This window comes from Pseudomonas sp. RW407, from assembly GCF_003176655.1.
GTDB classification, from domain to species: Bacteria; Pseudomonadota; Gammaproteobacteria; order Pseudomonadales; family Pseudomonadaceae; genus Pseudomonas; species Pseudomonas delhiensis.
This window is the reverse complement of the sequence record NZ_QGSL01000107.1, coordinates 593,044-602,458: the sequence shown is the minus strand read 5'-3', so window position 1 is coordinate 602,458 and position 9,415 is coordinate 593,044. Positions and strand designations below refer to the sequence as shown.

The following is a 9,415-nucleotide window of genomic DNA, read 5'->3' as shown; positions in this document are numbered from 1 at the left end:
CTCGTGCTGCGAACACCGCGGACCTGCAGCTTGCCTCCCGTCGCTCTCACCTTCGATCCTATCGAAAGTCGCAGACACAAGCGGACCTTGTCCGCGATAGCCGGAAGTATCGGCGCGATTCGCGGATGAGATCCGCTCCGCCGCCTCGCCCGCGCCATTCCCCTGTAGGAGCGCGCCCTGCGCGCGATATCGCGGGCAGGGCCCGCTCGCCAGGCGCTTTACAGGTAACGTTTGAGCGTCTGCAGGAACTCCGCCGGCTCCACCGGCTTGAGCAGGAAGTCCAGCACGTTCAGGCGCATCGCCTCGACCACGTCGCGGGCGCGGGTGGTGCCGGAGAGCACGATGATCGGCAGGAAGGTGCCCTGGGCGTGAAGCTGGCGGATCAGCTCCAGGCCCGCGCCCTCGCCGTCCATGCACAGGTCGGTGACCAGCAGGTCGATGGCCGATTCGTCGCGGCCGATGCGGCGCAGGGCCTGGGCGCTGTTGCGGGCGGTCAGGCACTGCAGGTCGGCGCTTTCGATCAGCTCGCGCATCTCGGCGAGCACCTGCGGGTCGTCGTCCACCAGCAGCACCGTCGGGGGGCGCTCGGGGCGGACGGTGATCTCCAGCAGCGCCTCGATCTCTTCGTCGTCGAGCAGGTTGCGGTACGCGTGAGGCAAGGGCTCACCCATGGCGGCGTTTTGCCGGGAGTATAGCGGCATTTCGCCACATCGCCGTAGCCGCGCCGGGCCCAAGAAAAAGCCGGCCCGAAGGCCGGCTCTGTCAGCAAGGGCAACCGACCTTAGCGCACGCCTTCCTGGCGCAGCGCCGCGGGGGTGAAGTCGCTTTCCGAAGCGCTGTAGTTGAAGTCGTAGGCGGATTTCTCCTCGTTCTTCAGGCCCAGCACCAGGTAACGGCTGGAGAGCAGGTCGTACAGGGTTTCCGCGGTGTACCAGGGCACCTGGTTGTTGTAGTAGTACTGCGAGAAGGCCTCGGCCACGCGCCACAGGGTGCCGCGGCCGTCGTAGTGATCAATCTCGGCGGCTTGCCAGGTGTCCTCGTCGATGTAGAAGTCGCGCTTGGCATAGATGTGGCGCTCGCCCGGCTTCAGGGTGGCGACCACGTGCCAGACGCGGTGCAGCTCGTAGCGGGTCAGGTCCTGGTTGAGGTGGCCGGGCTTGATGATGTCCGCGTACTTCAGCTTGGGATCGTCGAGCTTGTAGTTGTTGTACGGGATGTACAGCTCCTGCTTGCCCACCAGTTTCCAGTCGTAGCGGTCCGGCGCGCCGTTGTACATGTCCAGGTTGTCCGAGGTGCGCAGGCCGTCGGCGGCGGTGCCGGGGCCGTCGTAGGACACCTGCGGGGCGCGGCGCACGCGGCGCTGGCCGGCGTTGTAGAGCCAGGCCAGGCGCGGTTCCTTGACCTGGTCGAGGGTCTCGTGCACCAGCAGTACGTTGCCGGCCAGGCGGGCCGGGGCGGTGACCTGCTGCTTGAAGTAGAACAGCACGTTGCTCGGCTTGCTCGGGTCGTAGTCCTTCAGGTCGGTGCGGAACACGAACTCGTCCTGGAAGTACACCAGCGAGTAGCTGCCGTTGACCTGCGGGGTGGCCTGGGTCACCAGGCGACGCACGTGGCCGCCGCGGTAGCGGGTGATGTGGTTCCAGATGACTTCCAGGCCGTTCTGCGGGATCGGGAAGGGGTTGGCGGTCTGGAAGTTCTGCAGGCCGTTGCCGCCCTGCACCAGGTTGGTGGCGGTGGCGTTCTTCCTGGTCGCTTCCAGCACCGAGTCAGGCAGGGTGGCGGTGCGGTGCGACGGGTACACCGGCATCTTGTAGGTGTCGGGGTAGCGCTTGAACATGGCCAGTTGGCCGGGGGTCAGCTTGTCCTTGTACTGCTCGACATTCTGCGCGGTGATGGTGAACAGCGGCTTCTCGCTGGCGAAGGGGTCGGCGAGGAAGCCCTTGGCGTCGACGGCACCGGCGTTCTTCGGCAGGCCGCCGGTCCAGGCGGGGATACTGCCGTCGGCGTTGCCGGCCTTCTCGGCGCCGACCGGAGTCAGGGTGGAGCCCAGCTTGGCAGCGTCGGCGGCGGATACCGCGGCCATCACCTGGGTGGCCAGCAGGCTCAGGCCCAGGGCCAGCGCGCCGGTTTGCAGCAGTCTCTTTGTTGTTCTCATTATCGCGTCGTCCTCGATGAGTCGTTACTGCTCGCGCAGCGGCCGCGCCGCCGCGCTCGCGATCTCTGTCTGCTGGCGCCCCGCCCGGCAGCGGGCGGGGCGCGGGTACCGCTTAGAAGTTCACGCCGAAGCTGAGCGCGACGAAGTCGCGGTCGACCAGGGTGGAGTACTTGCCGTCGAAGTAGTTGGTGTAGGAAAGGCTCGCGGTGTAGGTGTTCAGGTAGTCGGCGTCCACGCCCAGGCTGATCGCCTTGCGACCTTCCTCGAAGTTGCCGCCCGGGCCGGGGGAGTAGCCGTCGACGTCGTGGGACCAGGCCACGTTGGGCTTGAGGTTCACACCGGCGAACACGTCGTTGTAGTCCCAGATCGCCCGCATGCGGTAGCCCCAGGAGTCGGCGGTGGTGAAGCCGTCGTTCTCGCAGTTGCGCGACAGGTTGTTCTGCGGCCCGTTGGCCCCAAGCGTCGAGGCGTTGAGCACCTGGCAGGTACCCCCCGGCAGCGGGCCGGGGCCGAACACCGGGTCGCGGCCGTAGCGGGCCTTGGAGGTGCTCTCCAGGCCGCCGACGTGGGTCCAGCCCACCTCGCCCACCAGGGTCAGGCGCTCGGCGCCCATGACCTGGTCGAAGAAGTGGGTGAAGGTGGTCTGCAGCTGGGTGATTTCCTTGCGGGTGTAGCCGTGCAGGTCGGTATCCGGGGCGCCCTCGAGCACCGAGGCGTTGCCGAACACCGGGCCGCCCAGCGGTACCACGCCGGCGAACAGGATGTCGGTGGTGTTCAGCTGCACCGGGGCGTTGGGCCGGTAGCTGATCTCGCCCTGCCAGGCCGTGCCGGTGGGCAGCGTGGTGGAGAAGCTCAGGCCGTACAGGTGGATGTCTTCCGGGTACTCGACGAAGTACGAGGAGTTGCCGGCCACCAGCAGCGGGGCGAAGGCCTGCAGCGGAGTGCCGCTGAGGGACCTCGCCAGGTTGTAGGTGCCCTGGGAAGCGCCACGGCCGCTGAAGATCGGCAGGCGGCTGTGGTAGTTCATGTAGTAGCCGCCGAACTCGGTGTTCAGGGTATCGGCGTAGTACTTCAGCGACAGGCCGTACTGGCCGCTGTCGCGGGCGTCACGGTCCGGCCCGCGGCGCACCAGGGCGCCTTCGTTGTTGATGTCCACGCCGAACTGCTTGGCCAGCGCAACGTTCGCCGGCCCCAGCGCCTGGGCGTTGGTCAGCACGCGCAGGTTGTCGGTGCAGCCGTCGGCGATCACGTCGGGCTGGGAGAAGAAGGTGCCGCAGTTGTCCACTACCGTCTGGTCCCACTCCAGCTGGTAGAAGCCTTCGGCGGACAGGTTGTCGGTGATGTTCTGCGACAGGTAGAACATGTTCACCGGCACCAGGGCTTCCTTGATCTCGGAGCCCGGGCGGCGCAACGCGGTGACGTCGAACGGGTTGATCGAGTTGATGCCGCCCTGGATGAAGGTGCTCTCGCCCCAGTTCACCACCTGCTTGCCCAGGCGCACGTTGCCCGGCAGGTCGGCGATGCTGTACTTGTGGTAGATGAAGGCGTCGAGCAGTTCGGCGCCGGAGGCCTGGGCGGCTTCCTTGCGGCCGCTGTCGCTGAGCGGCTTGAACTCGGTGCTCTCGTCCTTCTGCTCGAAGTCGTACCAGTACTTGCCGCGGACGAAGATGCCGGTGTCGCCGTACTTCAGCTCCAGGTCGTGGATGCCCTTGAAGATCTTCGAGAAGGTCTTGCCGGCCTTGTAGTTCAGGTGGCCGTCGTCGGAGGTTTGCGACAGCCCCTTGCCGCCGTTGTTCACGCCGATCAGGTTCTTGTCCGGATTCTGCGTCGACCAACTGGCGCCGACCGACAGGCTGGAATCGAAGGAGCCCTCGATCTCGCCGATGTTGAAGGTGACCGCCGAAGCGGGAGTGGCAAGCGTGGAAGCCAGGCTGACGGCCAGCGGCAAACGCGCCAGGCGCCAGATCTTCTTCATTTGTGTCATCGACGCTACTCCATGTGTGATTTTTGTTATGAGTGGCAGCGACTATAGCCAGCCCCCCGACGGGCTTGATCCCTCGAAAGTGTGATTTAGCGCGTCGCTGCGGCAACGAGCCGCAAGCTAGACGGCTCGCAGAAAGGATTAGCAGAGGCTGCGCCCCGTGCCAAGCGCTTGCTTGGGGGACGCAGCCGGAGGGAAGGGATTACAGGGCGGAGAGGAATTCGCTGCCGGATTCCTGCCAACGAGCGATATCCACACGGATGCGCTTCTTGTCCAGCTTGCCCACGCTGGTCTTGGGAACTTCAGTAACAACGGCGATCTGCGAGGGAATCGCCCACTTGTTGATGTGGCCCTGCTCGACGAAAGGCTTGAGGTGCTCCTTCAGCCCCTTGGCGTCCAGTTGCTGGCCCTCGAAGAGCACCAGCAGGGCGAACGGGCGCTCGCCCCATTGCGGGTCCGGCACCCCCACCACGGCCACCTCGCGCACCGCCGGGTGACGGCTGATGAGGTCCTCCAGCTCCAGCGAGGACAGCCATTCGCCGCCGGTCTTGATCACGTCCTTGATGCGGTCGCGGATGTCGATGAAGCCCATGCCGTCGAGGGTGGCCACGTCGCCGGTGTGCATCCAGCCGCCGGCCCACAGCTCCTCGCCCTTCTGCGGCTCGCGGAAGTAGCCCTGGGTCAGCCAGGGCGAACGCAGCACCAGTTCGCCCTGGGACTCGCCGTCGGCCGGCAGCAGCTGGCCGTGTTCGTCCATGATCGCCGCGTCCACCAGCGGCACCGGCACGCCGGCCTTGATGCGGTAGGTGGTGCGCTCGTCCTCGCTGCCGGCCTTGAGCTCCTCGTTGAGGTAGGCGCAGGAGATCAGCGGGCAGGTCTCGGACATGCCGTAGGCGGCGGTCAGCTGGATGCCGCGGGCCTGGGCCGCCTCGTACAGCGAGCGGGTCAGCGCGCTGCCGCCGATGATGATCTTCCAGCCGTTGAAGTCCAGGCCCTGGGCGGCCTTGGCGTTCATCACCATCTGCAGGATGGTCGGCACGCAGTGGGAGAAGGTGACCTTCTCGCGCTTCCACAGCTCCACCAGCAGTTCCGGGTCGTAACGCCCCGGGTACACCTGCTTGATGCCGAGCATGGTGGCCACGTAGGGGGTGCCCCAGGCATGCACGTGGAACATCGGGGTGATCGGCATGTACACGTCGCTGTTGCCCATCAGGCGGATGCTGTCCAGGCTGGCGATGGTCGAGGCCATGGCCAGGGTGTGCAGCACCAACTGGCGGTGGGTGAAGTACACGCCCTTGGGGTTGCCGGTGGTACCGGTGGTGTAGAAGGTGGTGGCCACCGAGTTCTCGTCGAAGTCGGGGAAGGCGTAGCGCGGGCTGGCCGCGGCCATCAGCGTCTCGTATTCGCCGATGCAGTCGGGCAGCGCGCAGGTCTTGTCGGCGCCGTCGGTCAGCAACAGGGTCTTCTGCACCGTGGTCAGCTGCCCGGCGATGCCCTGGTAGAGCGGCACGAACTCGCTGTTGACCAGCACGAAGCGGTCCTCGGCGTGGTTCATGGTGTAGAGGATCTGCTCCGGCGAGAGGCGGATGTTGATGGTGTGCAGCACCGCGCCGATCATCGGGATGGCGAACATCGCCTCCAGGTAGCGGTGGCTGTCCCAGTCCATCACCGCCACGGTGTCGCCGGCCTGCACGCCGGCCTCGGTGAGGACGTTGGCCAGGCGCGCGACGCGCTCGTTGAAGGTGGCGTAGTTGTAGCGCACCAGGTCGCGATAGACGATCTCGCGGCTTTTTTCGTAGCGCGCGCCGGACAACAGCAGGCTCTTGACCAGCAACGGGTACTGGTAGGCATTGCTCGCAGCGGGGAGGAGACGGGTCTTGAGCATGTTCGGCTTACCTGTGGGACCTTCATGGGAGTCGATGCCGGTGACTGTAGAGGCGCGATCATGACCAATCATCCATCCAAAGAGTGATTTGCGGGTGACTCTTTGGCCTGATCCGGTCACGCGCTAGAATCGCCGCCACCCGGTCGTTCACGGCCGCCCCCAAGAACAAGAGCCACGAGGTAGTTTTCCATGTCCGAAATCGTCATCGTCAGCGGCGTCCGCACCCCCATGGGCGGCTTCCAGGGCAGCCTGGCCGCGGTCCCCGCGGTGGAACTGGGTGCCATCGCCATCCGCGAGGCGGTCGCCCGCGCCGGTATCGACGCCGCCGATGTCGAGGAAGTGATCATGGGCTGCGTGCTGCCGGCCGGCCTGAAGCAGGGCCCGGCCCGACAGGCGGCACTCAACGCCAGCCTGCCCGCCGCCACCGGCTGCACCACCATCAACAAGCTGTGCGGCTCGGGCATGAAGGCGGTGATGCTGGCCCACGACCTGCTCAAGGCCGGAACCAACACGATCATGGTCGCCGGCGGCATGGAGAGCATGTCCAACGCCCCCTACGTGCTGGAGAAGGCCCGCACCGGCCTGCGCATGGGCCACGCCGAGATCAAGGACCACATGTTCCTCGACGGCCTGGAAGACGCCCGCAGCGGCCGCCTGATGGGCTCCTTCGCCCAGGACACGGCGGACAGCAACGGCATCACCCGCGAGGCGATGGACGCCTACGCCATCGAGTCGCTCAAGCGCGCCCAGGCCGCGATCCACGACGGCTCCCTGGCCAGCGAGATCGTCCCGGTGACCGTCACCACCCGCAAGGGCGAAGTGCTGGTGAAGGACGACGAGCAGCCGCTGACCGCCAACCTGGACAAGATTCCCAGCCTGAAGCCGGCGTTCAAGAAGGACGGCACCATCACCGCGGCCAACGCCAGCTCCATCTCCGACGGCGCCAGCGCCCTGGTCCTGATGACCGCCGAGGAAGCCGCCCGCCGCGGCCTGAAGCCGCTGGCGAAGATCGTCGGCCACGCCACCCAGAGCCAGGACCCGAGCGAATTCACCCTGGCCCCCATCGGCGCCATGACCAACCTGTTCAGGAAGACCGGCTGGAGCAAGGACGACGTCGACCTGTTCGAGATCAACGAAGCCTTCGCCATGGTCACCATGCTGGCAATGCGCGAACACGGCCTGGACCACGCCAAGGTCAACGTCTACGGCGGCGCCTGCGCCCAGGGCCACCCGGTGGGCTCCACCGGCTCGCGGATCATCGTCACCCTGATCAACGCCCTGCAGAAGAAGGGCGGCAAGCGCGGCGTGGCCTCGCTGTGCATCGGCGGCGGCGAGGCCACCGCGGTGGCCATCGAGCTGCTGTAACGCTGTTACCGGTAACAGAAAAAGGGCGCGACCATGGTCGCGCCCTTTTCGTTTCGGCTCCGTGCAAGCCGCTGTGTATGCCATTCCCTGCGCGATTTTCGGCTGCTGGCCGGAACATCGGTGGCAGGTCTGAGAGCCCCTCTCCCCGTGCCGAGAAAGGATTTGGTGTTAGCCGGGTAATCGGTACAAGCCGGCTAACGCCGAAGCAACCGAACACACCGAACGGTCCCCTCTCCCTTCAGGGAGAGGGTTAGGGAGAGGGCGCTCTAAAGCCCAATACCCAAAGCCCCAGCCAAGCACCATTCGCGAGCAAGCTCGCTCCTACGAAAAGCGCAAGCACCCAACCCTCAGCGCAGTTCGGTGAAAGCCAGCTTGACCCCCAACCCCACCAGCACCACCCCCATCATCCGGTCGAACCAGTGCCCCATGCGGGCGAAGCCGGCGCGCACGCGCTGCTGGCTGAACAGCAGGGCCACGAAGCTGAACCAGGCCGCGGTGGCGCAGGCCAGGTAGACGCCGTAGCCGGCCTGCACCAGCACCGGGGTGTGCGGGTTGATGACCACGGTGAACAGCGAGAGGAAGAACAGCGTCGCCTTGGGGTTCAGGCCGTTGGTGACGAAGCCGCTGACGAAGGCCCCGCGCGGGGTGCGTTCGCTCGGCGCAGCGACCTCCACTCTGCCGTCGCCGCCGGCAGGCTTCGCCCGCAGCGCCTTGATGCCGATGTAGAACAGGTAGGCCGCGGCCAGCCACTTGAGGGTGTTGAACAGCATGATCGACTGCGAAACGATCAGGCCGATGCCCAGCAGCGAGTAGGTCACGTGGATGGAGATCGCGCAGCCCACCCCCAGCGCCGTCCAGGTGCCGGCGCGGCGGCCGTGGGTCACGCTCTCGCGCACCACCACGGCGAAGTCCGGGCCGGGGCTGGCCACCGCGAGCAGGTGGATCAATGCCACGGTGAGGAATTCCGTCCAGTACATGCAACCTCCGCAGGGGTGTGATTAACGCCGTCAGGCTGGCAACCTTACGCCAGCCCCGCTTCCCGCAAAAGGTACAGCCAGTGATGAACAGCTCCCGCGCCGTGTTCCTCGACACCGCCTCCCTCGACCTCGGCGACCTCGACCTGCAGCCGCTGCACCAGGCCTTCGGCGAACTGCTCCTGCACGCCGCCAGCGCCCCGGGCGAGATCGCCGGGCGCCTGCACGGCGCCCAGGTCGCCATCACCAACAAGGCGCCGATCGATGCCCGGGCCATGGCCAGCAACCCGGACCTGAAGCTGATCCTGGTCACCGCCACCGGCACCAACAACATCGACCTGGCCGCCGTCCGCGAACGCGGCATCGCCGTATGCAACTGCCAGGGCTACGGCACCGCCTCGGTGGCCCAGCACGCCATCGGCCTGCTGCTCGCCCTGGCCACCCGGCTGCCCGACTACCAGGCGGCGGTGCGCGCCGGGCGCTGGCAACAGGCCACCCAGTTCTGCCTGCTGGACTACCCCATCGTCGAGCTGGAGGGCAAGGCCCTCGGCCTGCTCGGCCACGGCGAGCTGGGCGGCGCGGTGGGCCGCCTGGCCGAGGCCTTCGGCATGCGCGTGCTGCTCGGCCAACTGCCCGGCCGGCCGCCGCGCGCCGACCGCCTGGCGCTGGACGAGCTGCTGCCGCAGGTCGACGCCATCAGCCTGCACTGCCCGCTGACCGACCAGACCCGCGGGATGATCGGCCAGCGCGAGCTGGACCTGATGAAGCCCGGCGCCTTCATCGTCAACACCGCCCGCGGCGGCCTGATCGACGAGCAGGCCCTGGCCGACACCCTGCGCCGCGGCCACCTGGGCGGCGCCGCCACCGACGTGCTCAGCGTCGAGCCGCCCAAGGACGGCAACCCGCTGCTGGCCGGCGACATCCCGCGGCTGATCGTCACCCCGCACAACGCCTGGGGCAGCCGCGAGGCGCGGCAGCGCATCGTCGGCCAGGTGACGGACAACGCCGCGGCCTTCTTCCGCGGCGACAGGCTGCGGCGGGTCGACTGAAGCGCG

The 9,415-nt window shown here is 67.0% G+C and carries 7 protein-coding genes; 2 read left to right on the top strand and 5 right to left on the bottom strand.

The window, feature by feature from the left end; genetic code table 11:
- Nucleotides 1-218: 218 nt before the first annotated feature.
- The 4 genes from DK254_RS26760 to DK254_RS26745 form a co-directional block, all read right to left on the bottom strand.
- A complete protein-coding gene (locus DK254_RS26760) occupies nucleotides 219-659 on the bottom strand; it encodes a response regulator (protein ID WP_177412116.1) in 441 nt (146 codons plus the stop codon).
- Nucleotides 660-781: 122 nt separating this feature from the next.
- The gene (locus DK254_RS26755) at nucleotides 782-2,155 is read right to left on the bottom strand and encodes a DUF1329 domain-containing protein (RefSeq protein ID WP_109936254.1); all 1,374 of its coding nucleotides are present in this window, start codon (nucleotides 2,153-2,155) and stop codon (nucleotides 782-784) included.
- Between the two features lie 112 nt (nucleotides 2,156-2,267).
- The gene (locus DK254_RS26750; protein ID WP_109936253.1) at nucleotides 2,268-4,139 is read right to left on the bottom strand and encodes a DUF1302 domain-containing protein; all 1,872 of its coding nucleotides are present in this window, start codon (nucleotides 4,137-4,139) and stop codon (nucleotides 2,268-2,270) included.
- Nucleotides 4,140-4,338: 199 nt separating this feature from the next.
- Nucleotides 4,339-6,021: a fatty acid--CoA ligase gene (locus DK254_RS26745; protein WP_109936252.1), complete on the bottom strand. Its 1,683-nt coding sequence runs from the start codon at nucleotides 6,019-6,021 to the stop codon at nucleotides 4,339-4,341.
- Between the two features lie 189 nt (nucleotides 6,022-6,210).
- Between DK254_RS26745 and DK254_RS26740 the strand changes: the two genes are divergently transcribed.
- Nucleotides 6,211-7,386, top strand: a complete 1,176-nt coding sequence (locus tag DK254_RS26740) for an acetyl-CoA C-acyltransferase (RefSeq protein WP_109936251.1) — start codon at nucleotides 6,211-6,213, stop codon at nucleotides 7,384-7,386.
- Between the two features lie 347 nt (nucleotides 7,387-7,733).
- Here the strand turns inward: DK254_RS26740 and DK254_RS26735 are convergent, their stop codons facing one another.
- Nucleotides 7,734-8,363, bottom strand: a complete 630-nt coding sequence (locus DK254_RS26735; protein ID WP_109936250.1) for a LysE family translocator — start codon at nucleotides 8,361-8,363, stop codon at nucleotides 7,734-7,736.
- Nucleotides 8,364-8,446: 83 nt separating this feature from the next.
- Here DK254_RS26735 and DK254_RS26730 point away from each other — a divergent pair, with 83 nt between their 5' ends.
- Nucleotides 8,447-9,409, top strand: a complete 963-nt coding sequence (locus DK254_RS26730; RefSeq protein ID WP_371921182.1) for a 2-hydroxyacid dehydrogenase — start codon at nucleotides 8,447-8,449, stop codon at nucleotides 9,407-9,409.
- The last annotated feature ends 6 nt before the right edge of the window (nucleotides 9,410-9,415 follow it).

Bases quoted from the DNA above. Each gene is read 5' to 3' on its own strand.
- DK254_RS26755 (WP_109936254.1), bottom strand. From the start codon at position 2,155: ATGAGAACAACAAAGAGACTGCTGCAAACCGGCGCGCTGGCCCTGGGC.
- DK254_RS26750 (WP_109936253.1), bottom strand. From the start codon at position 4,139: ATGACACAAATGAAGAAGATCTGGCGCCTGGCGCGTTTGCCGCTGGCC.
- DK254_RS26745 (WP_109936252.1), bottom strand. From the start codon at position 6,021: ATGCTCAAGACCCGTCTCCTCCCCGCTGCGAGCAATGCCTACCAGTAC.
- DK254_RS26740 (WP_109936251.1), top strand. From the start codon at position 6,211: ATGTCCGAAATCGTCATCGTCAGCGGCGTCCGCACCCCCATGGGCGGC.
- DK254_RS26735 (WP_109936250.1), bottom strand. From the start codon at position 8,363: ATGTACTGGACGGAATTCCTCACCGTGGCATTGATCCACCTGCTCGCG.
- DK254_RS26730 (WP_371921182.1), top strand. From the start codon at position 8,447: ATGAACAGCTCCCGCGCCGTGTTCCTCGACACCGCCTCCCTCGACCTC.